The organism is Synechococcus sp. R50.1, from assembly GCF_047462115.1.
Lineage (GTDB): Bacteria > Cyanobacteriota > Cyanobacteriia > Thermostichales > Thermostichaceae > Thermostichus.
Map to the genome: position 1 here is coordinate 1 of NZ_JANSIN010000035.1, position 25856 is coordinate 25856.

General features: G+C 59.0%; 19 protein-coding genes. 8 read left to right on the forward strand and 11 right to left on the reverse strand.

Annotated elements, in window-relative coordinates:
- Positions 1–379 precede the first annotated feature (379 nt).
- Both NW870_RS09405 and NW870_RS09410 read left to right on the forward strand, forming a co-directional pair.
- Positions 380–1663 (forward strand): efflux RND transporter periplasmic adaptor subunit, encoded by a 1284-nt coding sequence (locus tag NW870_RS09405; protein WP_414375006.1) that lies wholly within the window; start codon positions 380–382, stop codon positions 1661–1663.
- 118 nt (positions 1664–1781) lie between these two features.
- The gene (locus NW870_RS09410; RefSeq protein ID WP_414375008.1) at positions 1782–4991 is read left to right on the forward strand and encodes an efflux RND transporter permease subunit; all 3210 of its coding nucleotides are present in this window, start codon (positions 1782–1784) and stop codon (positions 4989–4991) included.
- 63 nt (positions 4992–5054) lie between these two features.
- Here NW870_RS09410 and NW870_RS09415 read toward each other — a convergent pair whose 3' ends face one another.
- The 4 genes from NW870_RS09415 to NW870_RS09430 form a co-directional block, all read right to left on the reverse strand.
- Positions 5055–5312, reverse strand: a complete 258-nt coding sequence (locus tag NW870_RS09415; protein ID WP_414375009.1) for a DUF2949 domain-containing protein — start codon at positions 5310–5312, stop codon at positions 5055–5057.
- 193 nt (positions 5313–5505) lie between these two features.
- Positions 5506–6300: a hypothetical protein gene (locus tag NW870_RS09420; protein WP_414375010.1), complete on the reverse strand. Its 795-nt coding sequence runs from the start codon at positions 6298–6300 to the stop codon at positions 5506–5508.
- A 128-nt stretch (positions 6301–6428) separates the two neighbouring features.
- The gene (locus tag NW870_RS09425) at positions 6429–7172 is read right to left on the reverse strand and encodes a low-complexity tail membrane protein (RefSeq protein WP_414375011.1); all 744 of its coding nucleotides are present in this window, start codon (positions 7170–7172) and stop codon (positions 6429–6431) included.
- Positions 7173–7206: 34 nt separating this feature from the next.
- Positions 7207–7431: an NAD(P)H dehydrogenase subunit NdhS gene (locus NW870_RS09430; protein ID WP_414375012.1), complete on the reverse strand. Its 225-nt coding sequence runs from the start codon at positions 7429–7431 to the stop codon at positions 7207–7209.
- A 214-nt stretch (positions 7432–7645) separates the two neighbouring features.
- Between NW870_RS09430 and NW870_RS09435 the strand changes: the two genes are divergently transcribed.
- Positions 7646–8233, forward strand: a complete 588-nt coding sequence (locus NW870_RS09435; protein WP_414330833.1) for an FHA domain-containing protein — start codon at positions 7646–7648, stop codon at positions 8231–8233.
- Between the two features lies 1 nt (position 8234).
- Here the strand turns inward: NW870_RS09435 and NW870_RS09440 are convergent, their stop codons facing one another.
- The gene (locus NW870_RS09440; protein ID WP_414375025.1) at positions 8235–9716 is read right to left on the reverse strand and encodes a cation:proton antiporter; all 1482 of its coding nucleotides are present in this window, start codon (positions 9714–9716) and stop codon (positions 8235–8237) included.
- Between the two features lie 296 nt (positions 9717–10012).
- Between NW870_RS09440 and NW870_RS09445 the strand changes: the two genes are divergently transcribed.
- Positions 10013–10888, forward strand: a complete 876-nt coding sequence (locus tag NW870_RS09445; RefSeq protein ID WP_414355607.1) for an ABC transporter permease — start codon at positions 10013–10015, stop codon at positions 10886–10888.
- A 211-nt stretch (positions 10889–11099) separates the two neighbouring features.
- Here the strand turns inward: NW870_RS09445 and pth are convergent, their stop codons facing one another.
- Positions 11100–11774, reverse strand: coding sequence for an aminoacyl-tRNA hydrolase (gene pth, locus NW870_RS09450; protein ID WP_414355608.1), 675 nt, complete (start codon positions 11772–11774; stop codon positions 11100–11102).
- Positions 11775–11961: 187 nt separating this feature from the next.
- On the opposite strand from pth, the gene NW870_RS09455 reads away from it, so the two are divergent.
- A complete protein-coding gene (locus tag NW870_RS09455; RefSeq protein ID WP_414375014.1) occupies positions 11962–13179 on the forward strand; it encodes an HD domain-containing phosphohydrolase in 1218 nt (405 codons plus the stop codon).
- Between the two features lie 282 nt (positions 13180–13461).
- A complete protein-coding gene (locus tag NW870_RS09460; RefSeq protein WP_414375015.1) occupies positions 13462–14583 on the forward strand; it encodes a methyl-accepting chemotaxis protein in 1122 nt (373 codons plus the stop codon).
- Positions 14584–14635: 52 nt separating this feature from the next.
- Here NW870_RS09460 and NW870_RS09465 read toward each other — a convergent pair whose 3' ends face one another.
- Positions 14636–15037: a DUF4359 domain-containing protein gene (locus NW870_RS09465; protein ID WP_414355611.1), complete on the reverse strand. Its 402-nt coding sequence runs from the start codon at positions 15035–15037 to the stop codon at positions 14636–14638.
- A 322-nt stretch (positions 15038–15359) separates the two neighbouring features.
- Between NW870_RS09465 and prfB the strand changes: the two genes are divergently transcribed.
- Positions 15360–16488, forward strand: a protein-coding gene (prfB, locus tag NW870_RS09470; protein ID WP_414375016.1) for a peptide chain release factor 2 whose coding sequence is annotated in 2 segments (ribosomal slippage) — positions 15360–15431 and positions 15433–16488 — 1128 coding nt in all. Because the reading frame shifts where the segments join, the coding sequence is not laid out codon by codon here.
- Here prfB and NW870_RS09475 read toward each other — a convergent pair.
- The 4 genes from NW870_RS09475 to NW870_RS09490 form a co-directional block, all read right to left on the reverse strand.
- Positions 16485–17537, reverse strand: coding sequence for an o-succinylbenzoate synthase (locus NW870_RS09475; RefSeq protein ID WP_414375018.1), 1053 nt, complete (start codon positions 17535–17537; stop codon positions 16485–16487). The genes prfB and NW870_RS09475 overlap by 4 nt on opposite strands.
- A 364-nt stretch (positions 17538–17901) precedes the next feature.
- Entirely contained in the window at positions 17902–19191 is a 1290-nt protein-coding gene (locus NW870_RS09480; RefSeq protein ID WP_414375019.1) for a M16 family metallopeptidase, read from the reverse strand.
- Positions 19192–19251: 60 nt separating this feature from the next.
- Positions 19252–20556: a M16 family metallopeptidase gene (locus NW870_RS09485; protein ID WP_414375020.1), complete on the reverse strand. Its 1305-nt coding sequence runs from the start codon at positions 20554–20556 to the stop codon at positions 19252–19254.
- 170 nt (positions 20557–20726) lie between these two features.
- Positions 20727–21941: a site-2 protease family protein gene (locus tag NW870_RS09490; protein ID WP_414375021.1), complete on the reverse strand. Its 1215-nt coding sequence runs from the start codon at positions 21939–21941 to the stop codon at positions 20727–20729.
- Between the two features lie 322 nt (positions 21942–22263).
- Between NW870_RS09490 and nrdJ the strand changes: the two genes are divergently transcribed.
- Positions 22264–25719 carry a ribonucleoside-triphosphate reductase, adenosylcobalamin-dependent gene (gene nrdJ / locus NW870_RS09495; RefSeq protein WP_414375023.1) on the forward strand — a complete coding sequence of 1152 codons (3456 nt, stop codon included), beginning with the start codon at positions 22264–22266 and terminating at the stop codon, positions 25717–25719.
- The last annotated feature ends 137 nt before the right edge of the window (positions 25720–25856 follow it).

Consider the following 25856-nt stretch of genomic DNA (forward strand, 5'->3'; position numbering starts at 1 on the left):
ATGACTTTTGCCAAACCGCCTAAAGCTCAGTAAATTCAGCAAAGTTCAGGGTTTTGGGGGTTAGAGGCATGCTCTCCGGCAGGGGGTGGAAGCCTGAACTCCTTTCCTGCTGATCTGGGAACAGTCTAGCCAGGAGTGGCGTGCCCTCAAAGGGTATCCTTATCGCGTTAGCAGGACGAAGTCTCATTGGGGTGGGGCGAAGCGCGGCGAAAGTTTTTGTTAAGCATACACCTTAGTTCCGGACTGGGAAGATTTCAAGCGCTTTTGCACAGGTTTGGGGAGGCTCTCGTTCATTACCTTGGTTGGTTAAGCAAGTGCAGGGGTGGGATCCCTTTGTCCACCTACCTGTCCCTATGCCTATTGTGGGAGCAACTTGACGATGCGAGCGCGAACGGCCTTGCCGCTGCTGTGTCTTTCTTTGCTGTTAACTGCCTGCCGAGCTGGAAGGCCGCCCCAGGAGATGGAGGGGGACGGCCAACCCCCCACGCCAGTGGGAATAGGAGTGGTGGAAGAACGGATGATTGAGGAGGCGTCGGAATTTATCGCCAGCCTCGGATCCCAGCAGGTGGCCAGCATCCGGCCCCAGGTGAGCGGACAGGTGACTCGGGTGTTGGTGCAGTTGGGATCCCAGGTGGCTGCTGGGGCACCTCTGTTTGAGATCGACAGCCGTCAGCAACAGGCGGCGGTGGCCGGCCAAACGGCGGGGATTGCCGCGGCCCAAGCCAACCTGGAGAGCAGCCGTGCTCTGCTCAGCCAGTTGCGGGCGGATCGGATGCGCCTAGAGGCAGCGGCGGAGTTTGCCCGGGATCTGCACGAACGTAACCTGCGCCTATTGGCGGAGGGGGCCATCAGCCAGTTGCAGGTGGATCAGTCCAGCCGCGATCTGCGCCAGGCGGAGGCGGCTTTGGCAGCGCAACAGGAGCAGATCCGCGCCCAGGAGGCAGCGATTTTGCGGGCAGAGCGAGAGGTGCAGCGGGCCCAGGCAGAGGCGGAGCGGCAGCAGGTGCAATTGCAGTTTTTCCAGGTCACGGCTCCCTTTGCGGGCATTGTGGGGGATGTTTTGGTGAGGCAGGGAGACTACGTGACACCGCAAACGGTTTTGACTACCCTGACCCAAAACCAGGCACTGGAGATCAACCTCAATATCCCCCTGCAGCGGGCCCCGCAACTGCGCATCGGCACCCCAGTGCAGCTCCTGGACAGCCGCGGCGAGGTGATCGGCACCAGCCAGATCTCCTTTATTGCTCCCGAGGCGGAAGCCAGCACGCAGTCGGTTTTGGCCAAGGCCCTTCTGGAGAATCCAGCCGGGCAGTTGCGCTCGGCGCAGTTTGTGCGGGCTCGTGTCATCTGGGAGGAGCGACCGGCCTTGCTGATTCCGGTGACAGCGGTGGCCCGCTTGGGAGCGCAAACCTTTGTCTACACAGTGCAAACGACGGAGCCGCCAGCAGAGGGCATGCCCCCGGGGGCGGTGGCGGTGCAAAGGCCGGTACGGCTGGGATCCATCCACGGGAACAGCTATGAGGTGCTGGAGGGCCTAGAGGCCAATGAGCCAATTGTGCTCACTGGCCTGCAAAAAATCCGCGATGGCGCACCGATTATTGATGAGGTGATCCTTCAGCAGAGGGGGCAGCAACAAGGTGGAGAGGGGGGATCCCCGCCCTAGAAGAGGCTGTGCATTCTCAGCAATTCTTATTTGCCCCAGTTTTGGCCCAGTCATCCAAGCTTCAACTTGAAGGGCGACCAGCTCAACCGGTATCTCATCGCAGCGGATCCTTAGACTTATGTTCGTTGACTTTTTCATTCGCCGTCCTGTTTTCGCTACCGTCTGCTCCATCATCATTGTGCTGGTGGGGGCGGTGAGCATTCCCCTACTGCCGGTGGACTACTACCCTCAGGTGGCGCCGCCAGCCGTAACTGTGACAGCCGTTTACCCTGGGGCCAATGCCGAGACGGTGGAGACGACGGTGACCAACGTGCTGGAGCAGGAGATCAACGGCGTCGAGGGCATACGCTACCTCTCTTCGGTGAGCAGCAGCAACGGTACCAGCCAAATCACGGTCACCTTCAGCCCCGATCGGGATCTGGACATAGCGGCTGTGGATGTGCAGAACCGAGTTGCCCGAGTTCAGGCGCGGCTGCCGGCAGAGGTGATCCAAAATGGCGTCAGCGTCCAAAAAGCCGGCGACAGTGCTTTCGTGCAGGTGGTGGCGCTGCGTTCGCAGGCAGGGGAATATGATGAGCTGTTTTTGAGCAACTACGCAGAGCTGTTTGTGCGGGATGCTTTGCGGCGCATCCGGGGCGTGAGCGATGTCATCATCTTTGGAGAGCGCACCTACGCCATGCGCATTTGGCTGGATCCGACACGCTTGGCCGGCTACGGGCTAACGGCTCTGGATGTGGTGAACGCGGTGCGCCAGCAGAATATCCAGGTGCCTGCCGGCCAAATTGGCAGCCAGCCCAGCCCGCCGGATCAGGAGTTTCAGATCAGCGTCCAGGCAACGGGGCGGCTCTCACAGCCGGAGGAGTTCGCCCAGATTGTCCTCAGGGCCAACCCCGATGGCAGTTTGGTACGCATTGCCGATGTGGGTCGGGTGGAGCTGGGAGCGCAAAGCTATGATACGTTCTTCCGCATCGGGGGACAGGAGGCGGTGGGGATCGCCATTACCAAGCAGCCGGATGCGAATGCCTTGGAGGTCTCGCGGCAGGTGGAGCAGACGTTGGAGGAGCTCTCCCGCAACTTTCCGCCCGGCTTGATCTACGAGATCCCCTTCGATGCCACCCTGTTCATTACCGAGTCGGTGCAGGAGGTGATTTTCACTCTGTTGCAGGCGATTGGCCTGGTGGTGTTGGTGCTGTTTATCTTTTTGCAGGATTGGCGCATCACCCTCATTCCCACCATCACCATCCCGGTAGCGCTGCTGGGTACTTTTGCTTTTGTGCGCCTGTTTGGCTTTTCCATCAACACTCTGACCATGTTTGGCCTGACTCTGGCCACCGGTCTGGTGGTGGACGATACCATCGTGGTGGTGGAAAATATCTCCCGCTATATCCGTGATCGCGGCATGCGGCCTCTGCAGGGGGCCTCGGCGGGGATGAATGAGGTGTTGGGGGCGGTGATTGCCACTACGTTGGTGCTGTTGGGGTTATTCCTGCCGATTGCCTTTTTTCCCGGCACCAGCGGTCGCATCTATCAGCAGTTTGCCGTCACCATTGCGGTGGCGGTCTCTCTGTCCACGTTCAATGCCATTACTTTGGCCCCGGCGTTGTCGGCACTGCTGATTCGTCCGCGCTCAGGAGAGATGTTTTGGCTGCTGCGCTGGTTTGACCGCGCCGTGGAAGGGATCCGAGCGGCCTACTGCCGCCTGCTGGAGCTGGTGGTGAAGCTGCGGCTGTTGGTGGTGACGGGGTTTATTGCCTGTTTGGGCCTCACCTACTGGCTGTTCCAAATTGTGCCGACGGGGTTTGTGCCGGATGAGGATCAGGGCTTTTTCATCACCATTGTCCAGGGGCCGCCGGGGGTTTCCCTCAACTATACCGACAGGGTGATCCGGCAGGCCGCCGCTATTTTGGAGGGGATCCCTGAGATCGAAAATCGGGTGATCGTGGGGGGGTTCAGCTTTACCGGGCCCTCGCCGGGGAATGGGCTGATCTTTGCCACCCTCAAGCCCTGGGAAGAGCGGCGGCAACCGGAGCAATCGGCGCAAGCGATTGTCAACCGGCTATTTGGGCCTTTTTTGGGCGGGATCAGCCGCGCATTGGTGATCCCGATCCTGCCGCCGGCCATTCCCAATTTGGGGGTTGCGGGCGGGTTTACTTTCCAGCTTCAGGATCGGGGGGTGAACGATTTCAACCTCTTGGAGCAGACGGCCAACACCCTGTTTTTTGTGGGCAACTCGCCGCCCCCGCCGGGCCAACCCCTCTTGGGCTTGCGGATTAACCCGCCCACCTTCAACGCCAATTCGCCGCAGCTAGAAGTACAGGTGGATCGGGAGATGGCCCAGTTGTTGGGGATCCCTCTGTTGGATGTCTTCGGCACGCTGCAGACGCTGCTGGGGGGCACCTACGTCAATGATTTCGACCTGTTCAACCGCAACTACCGGGTCTATGTGCAGGCGGATCAAGCATTCCGAGGTAACCCGGAAAGCATCGGCCAGTTCTACGTGCGGGGTGGGCAGGGGCAGCTCTTGCCGTTGAGCACCCTGGTTCAGGTGGAGGAGACCACCAGCCCGGCCATCATCAACCACTTCAACCTCTTCCGCTCAGTGGAAATTCAGGGCAGCGCCCTGCCGGGCTTTAGCTCAGGGCAAGCGATTCGGGCTATGGAAACTCTAGCCGCCCAGTTGTTGCCCCAGGGGTTTGGCTTCGAGTGGTCGGGCCTGTCGCTGGAAGAAATCGAGTCGGGAGGACAGGCGCCGCTGATCTTTGCTTTGGGCTCGGTGTTCGTCTTCCTGGTGCTGGCGGCGCAATTTGAGAGCTATGTGGATCCCTTGATCATTTTGTTGGCGGTGCCGCTGGCGGTTCTTGGGGCTCTTTTGGCGCAACTGCTGCGGGGCTTGACCAACGACGTCTTCTGCCAAGTCGGGTTGGTGATGTTGATCGGGCTGGCCAGCAAAAACTCTATCTTGATTGTGGAGTTTGCCAACCAGTTGGTTGCCCAAGGGATCCCACTGCTCAAAGCTGCCACCCAAGCAGCCGAGACGCGCTTCCGCGCCATTCTGATGACCGCCCTGAGCACTATCCTGGGTATTTTCCCTCTGGCAGCGGCCACGGGCGCAGGGGCAGCCAGCCGTCAGTCGCTGGGCACGGCGGTGATCGGCGGTATGCTCGTCTCGACAATGCTCAGTTTGCTGGTGGTGCCGGTGCTCTATGTCGTGATCAAGGGGATCCAGGTGCGAATTTTGGGGGGATCCCCTTCACCTGTGGATCTGGCGCATCTGCCCCCACCGGAGGATCCCAAGGATCTGCTGCCTGGTGGCGACAGCGTTGGGTAGCAAGAGGGATCTGCTTGCTTCTTCTCTTCTGGCGGAAAAGCGAGTGGGGGAAGGGGGCACCTTTCATCCACCGAGGGCCCTGTCCTCGAGCAGTTCGGACTCGGCTCCGCCGGGCATTTTTTCCCAGAACTGAGCCAGGTGTTGCAGGCCCACAAAGCCCAACTGCCAGAGGATCAAGGCTAGAGGGCCGTGCTGCTGCCGTTGGATCTTCAGGGCCAGAGCCAGTTGTTTGGGCTTGAGGAGCTGTTGCTGCTCAGCAAACTGGCAGAACTGTCGATCCCATTGGCTAAGGGCTTGTAAATCCGGCAGGGTCGGTTCCATAGGTTTGGCCGGGCAGGAAAGGATTGAATGTCGAGGATCGGGATCCTCGTACTGATTCTGGGGATCTTCTTGCGGATCCCTTGCAACAGGTTTCTTCCAGGGTATGTGACCACCCAGGCCCTCCCAAGGCCGGTTAGGGCAGAGAGGACTGAGCTTTGTCGCAAAGCTGGCTTATAGATCCTGGCAGGACAGTCTATCCCCAGGGGTCGTCGTCGAAAGGACTATCTGACCAATAGCCACTCTGCTGGGGTGGAGGGGGCTGTTGGGGAAGGGGCGGCGTGTAAGCAGGAGGCGGTGTTGGGATGGGGGTGGGTTTTTCCAGCTCCTCAAGTCGAGGCAGGTCGGCGGGCTTGGGCTCGACACCAAGGCTTCTCAGCTTGGCTTGCGTTTCTTGCACTTGCGCATTGAGCTCTTCCAGGTAGGCGCGGTAGTGGTTGGCAGCTTCCAGGTACTGCTTGGCTTTCTTTTCGTTTTCCCGGACGACCGCCTCCAGTTCTTTGGTGCGAACGGTGTAATCGGCCTCTTGATTGGTGAGGTTTTCGATGGCTTGGTTGAGTACAGCCCGCCGTCGCTCCAGTTGGGCTACAATTTCCGACAACTGTCGTTCTCGCTCGCTAAGGCTGCGTTCCCGGTTTTGAGTTTGTTCCAGTTGAAAGCTGGCCTGGCTGAGCTGCTCTCGCAAATACATCACCTGGGGCTCCGTCTCGTTGCGTTCCTGTTGCAACTCAAAGACCCGCGCTTCCAAGTGATCTTTTTCCTGCTGCAACACTTCCCGCTCGTTCAAAAGACGGGTGTAGAGCTGGTTGAGAAAGTCCACCTCCATCACCACTTGGCTAAGCTGAGTGGCGTATTCCCCAACCAAAGCCAACTCCCGAGCGAGGTTTTGGGTTTCACTGGTGGCTTGATCGGTGAAAAACTGGGGAAGTTGGGTGGTTTCTCTGAGGCGTTGGGTAAATTGCTTGAAGCGGAAAGAAAAGTTGCTCGCCATTGCCGGTGCGGTAGCCTCGAAGATCAGGGGAATGCCGATGGTTGGATTTCACAGGGCTTGGATTGCTTCCAATCTACTTGGATTGCTTCCAATCTAACATTGAGCTACAGCTTTTGCGGAAGCTTGCCTTAGGTGGGATCGGGGGGAGTTTCAGGGGCCGGCATGGCAACTTCCCCAGAGGGATCCCGTTTCTCGGATTCGAGCTGGGGGTTTTCTGTCGCTCTGTTTTTATCCTTGTCTTTTTGGTCTTTCGAGGTGCCTTCTGAATCTTGGCCGGAGATGCGGCGCAACAGCCGTTGCAGGAGTGGGCTGCGGCGATCGCCGATGACGGAGAAGCGGCTTTCGATCTCTTCGACGGGGACGGGATCCATTTGAGCCAGCTCCGGCTCGCTGAGGAGGAGTACCCGTATCGTTGCAATGGGGATCTGCAAGAACAGGTTGGATCCCCAAAACCCGAAGGCGGCTATGGCCAGGCCGGCCAGGCGGGTGCCGTTGCCAGGGGTGAGCGGGGCAAAGAGGGGGGCAAAGTCGTAGAGGCGCTCACCGACTTCCAGCATCAGGATTGCCGCCAACAGCGTCAAAATCTTATGTTCGGGGCTGAGGAAGGCGGCCAAGATGCGGCGCTGGTCGGGGGTAAGTTCTTCCGGGGGGACAGAGGCCACCCACAGGCTGAAGATATCCAATGGCTTGCGCCACTGCAGGGCAAAGACCGGCCCAATGCCCACCACGGCCACCCAAGCCTGCTCCGCCCCCACCGGCAGGAGGGGATCCCCTGTGGCCAGCCCGATCAGGGTCAGCCCCACCCACAAGGGGAAGAGGAGGATGCCGGCGGCATGGATCCAGAGGAAAGGTTCCTGCCAATGGCTGCGCATGGGGAGATGCCAAAAGGGACAGGGAAGAGCAGGGCTAGGGGCGGGATTTGTCCACCACTTCCAATTCTGTGAGGCGGAAGGTGACTAATTTGTCCCAGTTGCCGCCTTCAAAGAGGACAGCGGCATGGTCGTCGGTAACCCGCTGTACCTGGCCCTCAAAGCAGTAGTAGGTGTCGTTGGGGTTGATGACCCGGACGGCAACGCCGGGGTAGATCGGGGGAAGGGCTTCGAGGAGGGTTGGGGTTGGAGTCGTGTTCACGTTTCAGCTATCCTCTTTTTTTGCAGAAGCTCTGCCTTACTATTATGAGGGAAAGCCCCTCTCTTGCCGAGTCTCCCCTTGTTGACCTTCTCCCCATAGCGGTTCACCGAGGGTTGGGCAATGGGCTGAGGTGTGGCTTCCAGCCCGCTAACACGAAAGGGGCCTGCACTGCGACTTCGACGGTCAATCCAGCTCCAGCTCAAGGTCCCAGACCATGGCTACCGGCGCACAGTCTTCCCCCTCCCAAATCTGGCATGTGTTGGTGATCGATGATGAGCAGGGACGGCGGGCTGTGGCCCTCAGCGCTGCCACCTATTCCATCGGCAGGGATCCCAGCAATGCGATTGTCATCGATTCGGCGGCGGTTTCCCGGCAACACGCGCTGCTGCTGCGGCTACCCCAAAAAGATGGCCAGTATACCTACCGGCTGTTGGACGGCAATATCGAGGGCAAGCGCAGCACCAACGGCGTCTCGGTGAATGGGCAGAGATGTTTGAGCTGGGATCTCAAGGATGGGGATCAGATCCTGTTGGGGAATCAGGTGCGGATGCAGTACTGCATTCGCCAGTTGTCAGACGAAGATTTTCAGCGGTATCTCCAGTCTGTAAGCTTTCGCAGCGTGAAGGCGGAGGTGGTGGATCGGCGCTCCACAACCATGCAGCGGTTTGATCCGCCCTCGATGCAGGCAATTTTGCCCCAAGAGGAGACGACGGAGAGAATTGACGTGAAGCCTCAACGCCGCAATCCGCTGCGGCTGCTGTTCCAGACCCTCTGGGGGCGTTTGAGGGGAAAGCTGAGATAATTTAGCCCTCAGGAATGCCCACCCGTTCTGAGTCTGGGAGCGCTGATGCAGTCTCGTCGGTGCTGTCTTTGCGGTCTTGCTCTGACGCTTCTGCCTGCAAGTCCAGGAGGGAGGGGGAGTTGGCTTCCCCAATCAACACTCCCCGCAGCCAGAGGGGAGCGACAAAGGTGGTGGCAATCACCATGACGATAATGCTGACATCGAGGGCATCGGAGAGAACCCCACTGGCGGCCCCCACGCCGGCAAACACCAGGCCCACCTCACCCCGGGGAATCATGCCCACTCCGATGGCGTAGCGGTTGATGCCCGGCTTGCCAAAGGCCCCCAAGCCCGCTGCTAGCTTGCCCACAATGGCAACTCCGATCAAGAAGACGGCAATGATCAGCCCCTCTCGGTTGGCAGGGAGGGTGGGGTTGAGTACGGCAAGGTTGGTTTTGGCCCCAACGCAGACGAAGAAGATGGGCACCAATAGGTCGGAAATGGGCTTGATCTGTTCTTCCAGCTCTTGCCGTTTCTCGGTTTCGGCCAAGATCAGGCCAGCGGCAAAAGCGCCCAAAATCGCTTCTAGATGAATGATTTGCCCTACATAAGCCAGCAGAAAGGCCAGCACAAGGGCGGGCAGAAGGGGGTTACCTCGGGTCTTCAGGCTGTTGAGAAGGGCAACAAAGTAGGGGCTGAGAAGGCGCCCCAAAACAATGGAGCCGACCAAGAAGACGATGGCACTGAGGATGATGATGCCGATATCGGAAAGGTTGACTTCTCCGTTTTTGGCCAAGCCCGCCACCACGGCCAAGATGATGATGCCCAACACGTCATCCAAGACGGCGGCACCAATGATCACTTGCCCCTCTGGGGAGGTGAGTTTTTGCAGCTCGGCCAAGACGCGGGCGGTGATGCCGATGCTGGTTGCTGTGAGGGCAGCGCCGGCAAATATGGCGGGGATAACGGGCACATGAAACAGGTAGAGCAAGCCCAGGGTTCCGGCCAGGAAGGGCACAGCAACGCCGATGATGGCTACGGCTGCGGCTTGAGGGCCGACCCGCAACAGCTCGGCCAGATCCGACTCGAGGCCGATTTCAAACAAGAGGATGATCACCCCGATCTCGGAGAGGATGTCGACGATCTCGCTTTGGGAGGAAAACACCTGCACCAGGGATCCCTCGTCGAGTCCGGCAGTGGCTTGCAGAAATTGCATCAATGCTGAGGATTGGGCCAAGGCGTGCAGCTCTTGGCCGGAAACTTGTCCTTCCGGGAAGACCAACAACCCCAGCGCGGAGGCCCCTACCGCGACGCCCCCCAGCAGCTCTCCCAACACGGGGGGAAAACTCAGGCGGACGGCAATTTCTCCGGCGATACGGCTGGCCAGATAGATGACCACTAGAGCCATCAGCACCGCTACCAGGATCAGGGGCGAAAGATTGGCAGCTCCTTCAATGGGGGCAGCGGCTTCGACGGCAAGCAAAACGGGATCCCAGCAATTCAACAGCAAGATCTCAACCTCAGGTGGACTGCTTTTTGTCTTGGGTTGGCACAAGCAGAGCGGCTCTGTTCAGGCAATCGCTCTGCCAGAAGACTGTTACAAAGGCTAACCCTCATGGCGATCCGCTTGCAATGCCTGCATCGGCACTTTATGAGGACTCTGTCCCGCTGATGCCAACAGAATGGTTTCCGATGAAGTTGCTCTGGTTGGCAATGGCTATATTTTTATGGCGGTGCGGGTTCTCAGCTTGGGATCCCAGGTGCCGTGCACTCTGTCTCGATCTACCGCGAGGATTAACGGTGATATCTCCTCTACGCACGCTGAGTGAACGCTGGCTACCCATCCTCCTGACAGGGATCCTACTGCTGCTGGTTTGGGATCCCTTGGCGATTTGGGCGAACAGCCCGGCGGCGCAACGCCTCTTGGAGCAGGGCACTGCAGACTGCAGCACGGTCAGGGAGTGTGCTCGACTATTGCGCAACCCGATCCTGCCTTCTTTGGGTCAATTGGCGGAGGGCTTGAGAAATATGGCGTTCCCCCTCACTTCCACGAGCGCAGTTGGGTATAACGCTCTGGTCACGGCAGCAGAAACGCTGGTGGGGTTGGGGCTGGCTTTGCTGGTGGGGTGGGCAACGGCGGTGGCGTTGGTGTTTTCGCGAGCTTTTGAGCGGATGATGCTTCCCTGGATTGTTGCTTCCCAGAATGTGCCAATTGTGGCTTTGGCGCCGGTGCTGGCGGTGGTGCTGGGGCAATATGGGGTGCGGGGTCTGTTGCCGAAAGCAATCGTGGCGGCCTACATTGCTTTTTTCCCGCTGTCGATCGGCATTGCCAAGGGGTTGAGCAGTGTACCGCCTCTGCAATTGGATTTGATGCGCACTTACCATGCCCACCCGCTGCAGGTATTTCGCTGGGTGCGGATCCCGGCGGCTATGCCGATGGTGTTTACCAGCCTGAAGGTTGCGGTGGCGATGGCTCTGGTGGGGGCTATTGTGGCAGAGATTTCGATTGTTAGCTTTGCAGGGCTGGGGCCGATGTTGTTAAGCCGTTCCTATTACGGCGACATGGTGGGGTTGTGGGTGATCATGCTGGTGGCGGCAGCTTTGGGGATCCTCTTGGTGCAGGGGATTGGCCTGCTGGAGAACATCTGGACGCGGTGGCGGCGACCCACTCCGTAACCCACTCAACACTGGGGATCGACGGGGCTTTGGATCTGATTTCGCGATTGGGGTTTCATGGGCTGCTCTGGTTCCATCGGTGGATAGTCCAGATAATTGACACTTATCTGGACTATCATCTTCACAGCCGCTCCCCTGAGCAGGACGAAGCGTTTATTGCGCCCTCTCCTGGAAGACCCCTCGGAGCCGGCAATCCAGGACAAGCTGCTCCTTAGGAGGAAGCCTCGCCTTGGCCCGGTGCAGGATTGGATCCATCCGGATCGGACGGTGGCCCAGACAGATCCAGAGGATTAAACCGGTTCATGGCCGTCATCAGTCCCTCTTGCCAGCAGCACTCCACGGCCTCTACCGCCACATCCAACACCCGCTCCAGCACCTCTTGTTCTGCAGGGGCGAATCCACCCAACACATGCCCGACCACATCTTGGCTGCCCTTGGGTTTGCCCACCCCCAAACGCAGCCGTGGAAACGCCTCGCTCCCCAAGTGCTGAATGATGGACTTCATGCCGTTGTGCCCACCGGCAGAACCGGATCCCCGCAGGCGCAGACGACCCAGCGGCAGATCCATATCGTCGTACACCACCAGCACAGAGGCGAGATCTAACTTGTACCAATCCAGCACCGCCCGCACCGATTGGCCGGAACGGTTCATGTAGGTTTCCGGCTTGAGCAAGCGTCGCTTTCCTCCCAGGGCAAACCCTTCTCCGTAGCTACCTTGGAATCGCTTCTCCAAAACCAACGGGATCCCCCAGCGCTGCGCCAGCCGATCCACCACCATAAAGCCGCAATTGTGGCGGGTATTGGCGTATTGAGGGCCGGGATTGCCCAGGCCCACAACGAGCTGCAGGGAAATCTCATCGGTTCCCTTGGGCTTGACCTGGGTCACAACGTTTCTCGCCTCCTCGAGCTAAAGTAAGGCATCGCTGCTTTGAGTGGTGTTGGCGTGTTTTCGGGCTGCTGGTCGCCCCGGAGGTTCGGATACCCAGCCGGCGGCAGGAGAACTCTTGGGGGCGAATGACTCCGCCATTGTTTATTGTGAACGCTTAATGTGAACGCTTCTGACCAACCCTGCTATGAGCCTGCCCACCCCCTTCGGTCTTCACCCCAGCACAACCGAATTCGATGCCTCGGATGCCCTGCGCCTCAGCCAGCGTCTGATTCAAGTGGGGATCGCCCTCTCCTCAGAAACAGATCTGGGGCGGCTGCTGGAGTTGATCGTTGCTCAAGCCCGAGAACTGACCCACTGTGATGGGGCCAGCCTCTTTGTCCGAGAGGGAGAAGAATTGCGGTTTTTCGTGGTCAACCGCCATGAGGAGCTGCGGGATCTGCGCTTGCCCCTCAGCCCTTCCAGCATTGTGGGCTACGTGGTGCTCACCGGGGAAAGCTTGAATTTGCCGGATGTCTACCGCCTGCCCGCCGACCGGCCCTATGCCTTTAACCCACAGGTGGATCGGCAAACCGGCTATCGCACCCGCTCCTTGCTCACCGTGCCGATGCGGGATCCCTCAGGCAAGATCCTTGGCGCCCTGCAACTGTTGAACCGCCTAAAGCCGGATCACCCCACCCCCCTAGCTCCTGACCAGGTGGCTGAGTGGAGCCAACCTTTTTCTGAGCTGGAAGTCAGCGTGGCAGAAGCCCTAGCCTCCCAGGCGGCGGTTGCCTATCAAAACGTCCAATTGCGGGAAGAGCTCAAATCTGCCCACTTCGAGACCATCTTCTGTCTGTCTCTGGCCGCAGAATACCGGGATCAAGATACCTCCTTTCACCTGAAGCGGATGAGCAACTACTCCCGCATCATCGCCAAGCACTTGGGCCTATCCAGCCATGAGCAAGAGCTGATCTTCTACGCCAGTCCCATGCACGATGTGGGCAAAATCGGGATCCCGGATGCCATCTTGCAAAAGCCGGGGCGTCTGACCCCAGAAGAGCGGCAGATCATGAACCGCCACCCTGAGATCGGCTACGAAATTCTCAGCAAGTCCGACTCCGAGCTGATGCAAAAGAGCGCCATCATCGCCCTTACCCACCACGAGAAGTTCGACGGCAGTGGGTATCCGCGCGGCCTCAAAGGAGAAGGGATCCCTCTAGAAGGGCGGATTGTGGCCTTAGCCGATGTATTCGATGCCTTGGCCAGCCGTCGCCCCTACAAAGAAGCCTGGGCTTTGAATGAGGTCTTTCAGTTTGTAGAAGACAACAGCGGCAGCCATTTCGACCCGCAAGTGGTGGCCGCCTTTAACCGAGGACGCAGCGAAATTCTGGAAATCTACCACCGCTATCAAGAAACCCGCTAAATCCAGCTCCAGATCAATCAGGGATCCAAGATACCAACCCAGAACATTCAGCTCCAAAGGGATCCATCCCCGCAAACTGCAAAGAAGGGATCCCAGGCCATCCTTTCCGTACAATCCCGCAGAATCTTATGGGCAAAAGGTGGGATCCCAGGGCAAACTGAAGGTGGTCGATTTTCTGCACAAATTACCCCATTGAAGGCCGATCTAGAGCCGACTTTTTGTGTTCCTCTACACATCAGTCTCCAACCCATCTGTACCCAACCTGTGCCGAGGATCCCTGTGATGGCTACCCTGACAAATCCACCCACTCCTACCCTATCGATCAACACCAAGCTGCGCGATTTGGCCTTGGTGGAGTTTCAGGTGAGCGAGTCCACCCCTTGTGAGAACGTGGTGCGCCGCCTAGAAGATGACAGCAGCCTTTCAGGAGTCATCGTGCTGGACGAGCGGTCACAGGTGCGGGGAATGTTGACCCGCCGCGCCATTCTGGAGTGGATGCTTAGCAAGCCCTACGGCCTGGATGTGTTTTTGAAGCGGCCCATCAGCTCCATGGTAGAGTTCCATAGCCGGGATTTTCTCTTGCTCCCCGGCGACTGCGATGTCATCCAAGCAGCCGACCGAGCTTTCCAACGGCCCGAAGAGACCATCTATGACCCCGTGGTGGTTCAACTGGGATCCCAGGACTACCGCCTTCTCGATGTGCCGGTGTTGTTGGTGGCCCAGGCCCAGGTGCATCTGGCCACCCAGCGCAAGCTACAGGAGCAGCAGGAAGAGATGAAAAGGATCTTGGCAGAGCTGGAGCAGGAAAAAAACCGCAGCCTCCAGTATGCCCGGGATCTGGAGCGACAAAAAGCCGAGATCCTCAACCAAAACCTGGCCTTAGACATGGAACGTCGCCGGGCCCAACAGCGCTCCGAGGAGTTGGCTCGCCTTAACGCCCGCATCATTGAAATCAGTTCTGTGCTCTCTGAGAGAGGCAAATCCACCTTTGCCGCTACCTTTGAAGGCGTGGAAGCCGTACGCGGCCTAGTTCAGGAAATTGCCGACAACAGCCAGGAGTTGTCGCGGGAGCTCAAGGAGATCAACACCATTGTGGATTTGATCGTAGAGGTGGCAGGATACATTCGCCTGCTCTCTTTCAATGCGGCTGTAGAGGCCAACCGCAGCGGTGGTGCCGGTGGCTTTGGAGCCATTGCCCAGGAGATCCGCAAATTGGCCGGGCGAACCACTGAGGCCAGCAACCGTATTCGCAGCTTGGCAGAGCGTATCCAGCGCCAGAGCCAATCCACACTGCAATCGGCCCAAAGCAGTGCTGAGGTGGTGCAATCCCTTTACCAGCAGGCCCAGTCAGCCCAGTTGGCCCTGGAAGAGCTGCAAACCCTGTTGGAACGAGCCCAGATCTAGCCGAACTTTTGAGATTCTTTTGGATCTTGAGATCCTATGGTTGCCATGGTGACTAGGGGGCAGCTTTCCCCTCTCGAATCTCATAAGTGTAGAATTGCCCTGCCACGGCGAGGGTTTCAAAGTGGTAGGTGGGCAAGGAAATCCCCAGCGGGCCAAAGTTGAGCAACGACAAATCGGTGGTATAGAGGCTGAAGAGGATAAAATTCTGCCGGCGGGTTTGGCGCATGAACAAAGCTTCCAGTTCGGGCTGAAGCTCTCGGACGAGGGTATGACATTCCTCAATCAAAGTGGCCAGGAAAGCCGGGATCTGAGCACAGTATTCCCGCGTAGCGTAGGCAGCCAGTTGTTCCCCTGCATAGGTTCCGTACTCTTCTAAGGTGGGATTGGTGATGGCCAAAGCAGCCACCCCTCCGGCCAAAACCAGCCCGGAAAGCAAGGAAAAGACCTTTAGCATCGCAGCCTCCGAAACCAGATTTTCCATTCTGCTACAGGCTTGAGCCACCTCAACAGGGATCTTCCGGCAGAAGCCAAAGGGTTCTGTCCCGCTGACGCAATCGACCAAAGCCGACCCGTCGATCCCGTAGCCCTTTCGCCAGCCGCCTGCGCGGGATCAACAGCCAAACGCTCTACCCCGAAAGGACTCCTAGGAACCCGGTTCACCGGCGCTGCACGGCAACAGTGTTCCGGCAAGCCCGCAGAAGGGCTATATCCCTTGATTGAGTTGCTGGCCCACAGGATAGGATGGGATCCGATGTGCAGATGGTTTGATGTTCTCTATGGAACTTGCCGATCTAAGACGCACCCTAGAATCGCTCACCTTGCGCCTGAGCAACGCTCAGGACTATCTTTGACCTGCCTCACCTGGAGCAACAGATCGCCATCCTAGAGCAGGAAGCCTCCCAGCCCCAGTTTTGGAATGATGTAGAGGCAGCCCGCCGCCACATGCAGCAGCTCAACAGCCTCAAAGCCTCCTGGGATCAGGTGCATCGCTGGAAGGATCGCCTAGAAGATGCCGTCAGCGCCCTTGAGCTGCTCCAAGAAGAGCCCGATCCGGAACTCTTAGCCGAGACAGCGGGATCCCTGGCAGTGGTGGAGCGGGAGTTGGGCCAGTGGGAGCTACAGCAACTGCTCTCCGGCCCCTACGACAAAAACGGTGCCATCCTCACCATCACCGCCGGCGCAGGGGGAACCGACGCCCAGGACTGGGCGGAAATGCTCCTGAAAATGTACACCCGCTGGGCCGAAAACCAGGGCTACAAGGTCAGCCTCTCGGAATACTCCGAAGGTGCCGAAGCCGGCATCAAGTCCGCCACCCTGCTGATCGAAGGCCCCTACGCCTATGGTTATCTCTCTGCCGAGAAGGGTAACCACCGGATGGAGCGCATCAGCCCCTTCAACGCCAACGGCAAACGGCAAACCAGCTTCGCCGGCGTAGAGGTGATGCCGATCCTGGAAGAGGAAAGCGAGTATGAGCTGAAGATGGAAGATCTGGAGTTCGAGACCTCCCGCTCGGGTGGAGCAGGTGGCCAAAACGTGAACAAAGTGGAAACAGCAGTGCGGGTGATCCACAAGCCCACCGGCATTGCTGTGCGCTGTACCGAAGAGCGCTCCCAACTGCAAAACAAAGAGCGGGCCATCCAGATCTTGAAGGCCAAGCTGATCGAGATGGAAGAAGAAAAACGCAGACAAAAGCTGGCCGAGATTCGCGGCGAGATAGTGACTCAGGGCTTTGGGGGGCGTATTCGCACCTACACCTTCGATCCTTACAAGTTGATCAAGGATCACCGCACCAACGCCGAAACCTACAATGTCGAGGCCTTTATGAACGGTGAGCCGAGCGAGCTGATGCACTTTATTCAAGCCTACTTGCGGCAGGAAAATGCCAAGCAAGCCGCTGCCGTTTAGAGTCGGCTCCAGCGCTCCCACACTGCCTGCATCAGAGCAAGCCGCTCCTCCGGTGAGGCCATTTGGAGCTGAACGGGATCCCCTTCTGGAAAGACCCCCCCTACCCCCCACCCCACAGCTCTGGGGCAAGCCGTCTTCTCCTGCAGGGATCCCGCCCAGGCCAGTCCATGCCAAGCGCCGATGGCAGTCTCCAGCGCCGAAGAAAAGACCAGATCCAGGCCGGGATGGCGGCTGAGATACTCCCGCAGCGCGATGCAGGAGCCCACCAAAGATGGCTTCACCACCAGGATCCCTGTCCATCCTGAGCGATGGACGGCTTGCAACTGTTCCAAGCAGGCCACCGATTCATCCAAAGCAATGGGGGTCTGGTACTGGCGGCTGAGCTCCACCAAATGGGCGTGCTGATCCGGCGGCAGAGGCTGCTCCAAAAACTCAATCTTGACCGGCGAGTCCTGGTTAAGCCGATCACAAACCATCAGCCACCGGTGGGCCTCCGCAAGCCCTAGTCCCCCATTGGCATCCAAACGCAGACGGGATCCCGGCGGCAACCGCTCCAGCCATTGCTCCAGCTTCTCCAACTCCTGCTGCATGGGATCCCTCCCCACCTTGAGCTTGTACACCGACCGCGTGAGTGGGACGGAGTCCTTGTAAGATTCCGGCGGCAGGGTCTCCCCCAAAAGTTCACAGAAAGAGAGTAGAGAGAGATCCTTGTTCAACCAATCGGGATCCCGACAGGCCAGCCAAGCGCCTTCCAACCCAAACCGGCAGGCCGGCAGTGCTTCTGGGATCCCCAAAATATGCGCCTCCGACAAAAGAGGGGGCAACTGCCGACAAAACTCCAGAGCCTGCTCTAAGGTCTCGCTGCCAAACCAAGGGATGGGAGCAATTTCCCCATATCCTTGACAGCCTGTCTCCCGATCTGTAAGTCGGATCAGGATCCCTTCGCGCACGGACCACAGTCCGTGGTGGGTACGCAGGGGCCGCCGAAAGGGACGCCAGTAGGGGCAAAACGCAAAGGAAAACCGCTTTTCCAGCCGCCCAAGCGGCACGGATCCCTCTTTTTGGGTATCCCCTGCAGATGATCCGCTGTGCCTACCAGCCACAAAAAGCTCAAGCAAGATAAAGAAAGGAAAAACGCCAGTTTTCTCAGAGGGCTGCTATTCAGAAACGATCCCCATCGTTTTCTTGGACATCTCGAGATTGACCCACAATCGTGACCTCAATCCAGAGTTATGGTTACTTCAGGCTAGGGTGAGAAACATGGGCTCCTAAAAAAATCTTTCCGGCACTGCGCATTCAACATTTTCAACATTTTTTATTTAGGTGTTTTATTGAGGTGTGGGCGCAATGTCCCCGTTTGAATCGAAATGGCCATGTTTGCCAGATCTTAGTTTTCCTCATGGTTTGCTCAGCTTAAAACACCAGCTCAACCTCTGCCAAGGCAGCTTCTGGCCCCACTAGAGCAATGGCCGAGTTGGTCAGGTAGGTTTTTGCGGCTTGATGGAGCTGCTCTGGGGTGAGTTGCCTGACCCTCTGCAAATACTGCTGGTCAAACTCCATGCCCAAGCCCAAAATCTCGTACCAGCCCACCAGTTGGGCCACCTGGGCATTGGTTTGTTTGCTGAGGGCGTATTGGCCCAGAAGTTTGCGCTGCGCCATTTCCACCTCCGCCGGATCGAGGGGATTGGCCTGCAGACGGTGGATTTCTGCTTGTAGGCGCTCCAGGGCCACCTGAGTATTCTCTGCCGCAGTGCCCATGTAAACCCCAAAAGGGGCGGGATCCCGACGGGTGGCAAAAAAAGCCGAGACCTCATAGGCCAGGCCACAGCGCTCCCGCAGTTCCACAAACAGACGGCTGGATAGACCGCTGCCCAAGTAGGTGGCCAGCAACTTCAGGGCCGGATAATCCGCAGAAGCAGCAGGGGATCCGCGAAACCCAATCAAGATTGTTGTCTGCTGAGTGGGCTGGGGCAACCTCAGCAGTTGGGGATCCCTCAGAGGGGGTAGGGGAACATCCCGATCCTCTGGAGAGGGGCCGGGAACAACCCAGTCTCCCAAAGCCGCTTCCACCTGGGCAGCCATCTGCTCCGGCGGCTCTGGGCCGATCACCACCATCACCATTCCATTGGGACGACAGTAGGCCGCGTGATAGGCCACCAAATCCTCGCGGGTCAGGGATCCCACCGTCTCCAGCCGTCCCAACCCCGGCAGGGCGTAGGGATGATCCCCATAGAGGGCCTGTCGCACCTGATCGAAAGCCAGGCTGAAAGGCCGTTCCTGCTGGGCGCGAATGGCTTGCAGCATCAACCCCTGCTCTCGCGCCACCTCCTCTTCAGGAAAACTGGGATCCCGTAATATCTCCGCCAGCAAATCCAGCAACTCCGGGAAATCGGCAGCCACACAGCGCAGGCTCACCTCGAAAGAGTCGGCAGAACTGTCCACCGATAGCGAGGCTCCCAGCGATTCCACCGCAGCAGCAATGGCCTGGGAGTTGCGCCGATGCGTGCCTTTGGTGAGGACAGCCGCCATCAAGTGGCTCACCCCCGCCTGTTGCGGCCGCTCTGCCCGGCTACCACCGCGGAAAAAACAGTGGGCAGCCAAGATCTCCACCGTTGGGTTCTGGCCCAGCAACAGCGTGATGCCATTGGCCAAAAGGACGCGCTGTAAACGGCCACGTTGGGTGGCAAGCAGAGCAGAGTTCATGCAGGCAAGGGATCCCGTCCAAAATCCGAAAGTCAAGAGTCCAGAGCGCCAAGGCGGCGCTTAACGGCAAGCCAGTTGCAGCTCCGAAGCCGCCGCTGTACCCAGGGCAGTCGGCTTGAGAACGGTGACCACATAGGCCTCCAAAGACAAGTACTGCTGGGCCAATTCCCGGATCTGAGCCGGGGTAAAAGATTGCAACAGCTCCAGGTACTCTTGAATGCGCTGCACCCCGCCCAGCGTCTCGTAGTAGCCATAGATGCCCGCCAATTGACTGGGAGACTCGGCGGAGAACAGGAACTCATGGGTGAGCATACGCCGGGTGCGATCCAACTCTGCTTGGCCGATGCCATCCTGCTGCAGCTTTTCGATCTCGTGCAGGATCGTCGCCTCCACCCGCGCCACATCCTTCGGCTCCAGCTGAGCGCCGATACAAAACAGTCCCCCCTCCTTCAACACCAGCGAAGAACAGCCAATGGCCCTCACCCAGCCCCGCTGTTCCCGCAGCAGATGCACCAGCCGCGAAGTACGGCCATCTCCCAGCAGAGAAGCCAACATCTCCAGGCCACAGGCTTGTTGCCAATCGTCAATGCCAACGGTAGGCCAGGCCAATTTCAGACGGGCTTGCTCCAAGCGGGCATGGTCGCTCTCCCGGCGCAGGATCCCTTGGGGACGAGGCTGGGGCGGGATGGGGGGGCTGGCCGGTGCTGGCCCAGCAGCAGAGCTGCCAAACTGCTCCTCCACCAAGGCCAACGCCTGCTCAGGATCGATGCCACCCGTCACCACCACCGTCATGGATTCAGGCCGATACCAAGCGCGGTGGTAAGCGCGCATCACCTCAGGGGTCAGTTGCATCAAGCTTTCCGGTGTGCCCAACACCGGTCGTCCATAGGGATGCTCCCCATAGGCGGTCTCCATCAAGAGCTGATAGGCCGTGTAGTCCGGGTTGTCGGCGGCGCGGCGAATTTCCTCCAGAACCACCTGCCGCTCCCGCTCAAACTCTGGATCCGGGATCCCGGCCCGCAAAACCACCTCTGCCAAGTAGGGCAAGGTATCCGCTAGGTCAGCAGCAGCCACCGTAATGTAGTAATGGGTGTAGTCTTGGCCGGTGGCAGCATTGGTAACTCCGCCCCGTCCTTCCACGGCCCAATCCAGCTCACCAGGGGCCAGCCGCTCGCTGCCCTTAAACACCATGTGTTCCAAAAAATGGGATAGGCCCAGCCACTCCGGCGGCTCATGGCGTCCACCTGTCCGTACCCAGACGTCAACGGTTACAGAATCGGCAATGGGGATGGGATGAACGATAACGCCTAGCCCGTTGCTCAGTCGGTGGGTGTAGGCGGGCAAGAGACGAGGAAAGCGGTTCAAAATTCTTAATTGATGGAGAACAGTCTTAATTGTAGATGGAGAGGGTCTCCCGGAAATAGTATCTGAGACTACTTTTCTCGGCCTTCTCTCCCCACCTTGCAGATCCCAACCCCTTTTGTGGTAGAGGGAGAACCTAGGTACCTTGGGCTGCTCCCTGTCCAGACATCCCCCTAAGGCTCATTGCGCAGATCCGGGGATCCCTGCCAAGCCAGACTGGGGGATCCCTCGCTTGCCAGATTGTCCTCCACCTGAAATCCAGGGGGCCATTCTTCGCTATCGCGCACCCGCTGCACCACCTCTTGGGGCAGCACGACCCCCAACTGCCGGGCAGCCATGGCCACCACATCCCCCCGGTCGATCAAGCCAGCAATGGCGCCGGTGGGCGTGAAAACCAAAATGCGGCGGGGTTCTGCCTGGCGCATCATCTGAATTACCTGGGGAATGGGGGTCTCTTCTCGTACCCCCTGCAGTTGCTCCATCGGCTTGAGAATGGCTTTCAGGGTGAGGCGATCCCACTGGCTGCGCTCGATGTCGTTGAGCAGTTCTGGCCTGACCAACCCGCGGTAACGGCCATCTTCCTCGGCAAAATAAACGTCCGCCGGTTGAGTTGGGGCTTCCGGCCTGAGAGAAGAAGGCACCAGATAGCGATCCACAAACTCCCGCAGGCTCATGTTCGCGTCCAAAACCCGAAACTGGCGGGTCATCACATCTGCAGCTTTCAGGCGGGCCAGCACCTGCTGCAGTTGCGCGTACTGGCTGTAGCGGCGGGCGGTGTTCAAAATAAACAGGCCGATCAACCCCACCCAGAGGCCGTTGAGGCTCCCCCAAAATACCACCAGCAGACCTAGCCCCACCAAACCCCAGCCCACCCCCTGGCCGGCTCGGGCCGCCCACAGCATACCCTTTTGCCGATCCCCTGTCCAACCCCAGATGGCCGCCTTGAGCATTTGCCCCCCATCCAGAGGCAAGCCCGGCAGCAGGTTAAACAGGGCAATCGTCAGGTTGATGGCAGCCAAGCTGGTGAGGGTTGAGGCCAGCATCGACTCCGGCACAGCCCAAGCCCGGGCCATGCTGAAGAGCACAAACAGACCCAAGCTGAGGAGAGGGCCTGCCACGGCCACGCAAAAAGCGCCAAGGGGGCGGGGAACTTCCCGCTCAATCGCCGCCATACCCCCAAAAATAAACAGGGTGATGGAGTTAACCCGTACTCCATAGGCGCGGGCCACCAAGCTGTGGGCCAACTCATGAGCCAGCAGAGAAAGAAACAACCCCACCGCCGTCAACACCCCGTAGGAGAGCACCAGCAGGAGGGCCGCCGGGAACCAGGTGTAGTCGATGAAAAAGGGGATCCCCCACAAGCTACCGATGCGCAGGCGACTGGTCATGACGATACAACTCCTTACACAGCTCTCACTGGGGAGAAGGCCCAGGAAGGTGCCGTTGAAGACGACAAGCAGCCCCTTAACTTGGGATCCCTCTCCTCCACTGTAGCCCTTCTGCCGGGCCTTCCGTTCCCTTGCGGCTCCCCCGGCAGACAGCGGGCCTGCCCTATCCCTAGAGGCTCTTAAAGATCTTCTCAGAGCACAACACTACCTACAACACCAGACCCCCGAAGATTGTGATAACGTGGTTGGGCATTGGGTCGGCGGGGTTGCCAACCGGCGCTCAAGAGTCGGAACTACCGAGCTTTGCAGAAGAGGTGTGGCTATGGTGTGGACTTCGTCCCGCTCAGGCGAACAGAGCAAAGAAGTACAGGGACTTGATCCCGCTGAAACGACGGGATCCCTGCCTCTGGGCGAGTTTCCGGCCACAGCCCCGGCGGCCAGCCCGGTGTTCTACCGCACCTACAGCCGTCGCCGCCCGGATGGCAACCGCGAGACTTGGGGCGAAGTTTGCGAGCGCACCTTGGCCGACATCGCCCGGCTGGGGCGTTTTACCCCCCAGGAGCGGGAGCTCGTAGAGCGCATGCAGCGGCAGTTGAAGGCGTTGATCTCCGGTCGAGCCTTGTGGGTGATGGGCACCGACTGGATCCAGAAGCCGGAAAACTTCTCCGGTGCCTACAACTGCACCAGTTTGGCGGTGGTGGACTGGCGGGCCTTTGGCCTGATGATGGATCTGGCCATGATGGGCTGCGGCACGGGAGCGGTGCTGGAACCGCAGTTCATCCGCCAGTTGCCCCCCATTGTCAACCGCCTGCGGGTTCACGTGAAGGGATCCATCGGCACCACCCCTCCCGAAGAGCGGCAGGAGCACACCCGCATCCAACGGCAGGGATCCCAGGTGCACATCCAGGTGGGAGACAGTCGCCGCGGCTGGGTGGATTCGTACCAAGCGCTGCTGGAGCTGGCGTCGGATCCCAGCTTTGGGGGCCAGGTGGAAGTGACAGTGGACTTGAGCGATGTCCGCCCGGCTGGGGAGCGGCTGAAAGGGTTTGGGGGCGTGGCCAACCCCATTAAGCTGCCCGGCTTGTACGAGCGCTGTGCCGCCATCCTCAACAGGGCAGTAGGGCGGCAGTTGAACTCCGTGGAATGCTGCCTGCTCATTGACGAGGCGGCGGTGGTGGTGGTGGCGGGAAACATTCGTCGTAGCGCTGGCATTCGTCAGTTTGCTGCCGACGACCAGCTGGGATCCACCGCCAAAGACAACTTGTGGCAGCAGGACGAAAACGGCAACTGGAGAATTGACCCCGAGCGAGATGCCCTGCGCATGGCCAACCACACGCGGGTGTTTCACCGCAAGCCGACGCGGGAAGAATGTGTTGAGGCCGTGCGGAAGCAGTTTTACTCAGGCGAGGGGGCCATCCAGTGGGCCGGGGAAGCCGTAGCACGGGCCAATTGCGACCTTATCCCACCCGACCTAAAACCCGACTTTCTCAAAGCCTATGAGGCAGGAACGGCCCGAGAATGGCTAAAGGGACGGGATCCCTCCCTAGGGGAAGAGGAACTTCAGGATCGCCTGTGGCGCTATGGGCTGAATCCCTGCGTGACAGCCGATACCTGGGTGCACACGGGCGATGGGCCGCGCCAGGTGAGAGACCTGATTGGGAAGCAGCACAGCACCTATGTCAATGGAGAACTATTCAGTACCACACCGGAGGGGTTCTTCTACTCCGGTACCAAGCCTGTGCTGAAGCTTTTGACCAAGGAAGGGTTCTCTCTGCGGCTGACAGGCAACCATCGGGTTCTCAAAGTCACCGCTCAAACCCAAAAGGCACAATACACCGAGTGGGTACCGGCAGAAAGCCTACAACCGGGCGACCGCATCCTGCTGCACAACCATCGCGATCTCACCCCGTGGGATGGGGCGGGTACCTGGGAAGAAGGCTGGCTTTTGGGGAATTTGCTGGGTGACGGTAGCCTTACGGCAACCCCGTGGAACGACACGGCTTTATTACGCTATTGGCAAGATACCCAAGCCGAAATGAGCCAGTATGCGATTCAGCTTTTGCAAACGGCAGTGGGTTACGAGCCCCGCCAGCCAGAGGCATATCACTATGCGCAGCTTGGGTTGCGGGTTATCGGCTCCAGGGGGTTGGCAAAACTGGCGGCCCAGTTCGGCATGAGGCCCGGACAAAAGCAGATGACAGAGGCGCTCGAAGCCACCAGCTTCCAGTTTCATCGAGGCTTCTTGTGCGGGCTCTTTGATGCGGATGGCAGCGTGCAAGGTAATCAGGAGAAAGGGGTTAGCGTGCGGCTCTCTCAAAGCCATCTGGGTACCCTCAAAGCGGTTCAGCGCATGCTGGCGCGGCTGGGCATCATTGCAGTTTTGTATGAGAATCGCCGTCCTGCTGGATATCGCCTGCTGCCGAACAGTGCTCGCCAACCTGCACCATACGCTTGCAAAGCCCAGCACGAATTGGTTATTGCCAACGACAACTTGCATCTGTTCCAGGAATGGGTCGGCTTTCGGGAACCGCACAAAGCCCAAAAGCTAGAGGCACTGCTGAATGGCTACAAGCGCCAGCTCAACCGAGAGCGGTTTGCTGTGACGGTTGCTGCCCTTGAGGCAGACGGGGTAGAGCCGGTGTATGACTGTACTGTCCCCGGCCCAGCGTGCTTTGATGCCAATGGGTTTGTTGTCCACAACTGTGGCGAGATTATTGGCCACACATTCCATTGCAACTTGGCCGAGATCCACCTCAACCGTTTGGATCCCCACAACCGGCAAGAGCAAGAGGAAGCCTTCACGGCGGGAGCCCTCACGGTGGCAGCCCTACTCCACCACCGCTTTGTGGAACCCCGCTTTCAGCGTTCGCGGGAATGGGATCCCATCGTCGGCGTCTCGTTCACAGGCCTGTTCGACTTTTGCGTCAAAGCCTTTGGGGTTGAATGGCTGCGCTGGTGGCAGGAAGGGAGACCCGATACCCCCATCGGGAAGGAATTCAAGCAGCAGGAGCGGGAATACCTCAGCCGCTGGAAGGAGATCGTCCACCGCGTGGTCTGGGACTACTGCGACCGCCACAGCCTGCGCCGCCCCAACCGCTGCACCACGGTTCAGCCCGCCGGCACCAAGTCGCTGCTCACCAACGCCTCTCCCGGCTGGCACCCGCCCAAAGCCCAACGCTACATCCGCCGCATCACCTTTGCCAAAAATGACCCGGTGGCGCTGGCCTGTCTGGACTATGGCTACTCGGTGGTACCTGCTCAGGCGGACAAAGATGAAAACGGGAACTTGCTCAACGACCCCTTTGATCCCCGCTGTACCGAATGGCTGGTGGAACTGCCTGTGGAAGTAGAATGGGCCAACCTGCCCGGTGCTGACCAGATCGAGATCGAGCAATTCTCGGCCCTGGCCCAGTTTGACTTTTATATGCAGGTTCAGAGGTACTACACCACCCACAACACCTCCGCCACCATCGAGCTGCGGGAGGACGAGGTGGAAGCTCTGGGATCCCGTATCTACGAAGCCATCCGCGACGACGAGGGCTACATCAGCGCAGCGCTGCTGGCCCGCTTCGATGCGCCCTTCCCCCGCCTGCCTTTTGAGAAAATCGACAAGCCCACCTACGAACGACTGGTGGCCGAGGTCAAAAAGAGACGGCGGACAGATAACTTCTTCGCGGCCCTGGCCCGCTACGACCGCAACTTTACCTTGGCAGCAGAGGGACCGGCAGGGTGTGACGCTCTGGGGTGTCTGTTGCCAGATTTGGCGCCTCAGAGCTAGTTCCCCAAAAGGGTTCCCCCTGCTGCCGACCAACCCCATCGGATGCAAAGGCGCGACCGAGCTGATACATTTACGCTGAACACTGCTGAACATCACTGTTCAACTATGCAGCGATAGCATTCTGTTTGTTTCCAAAC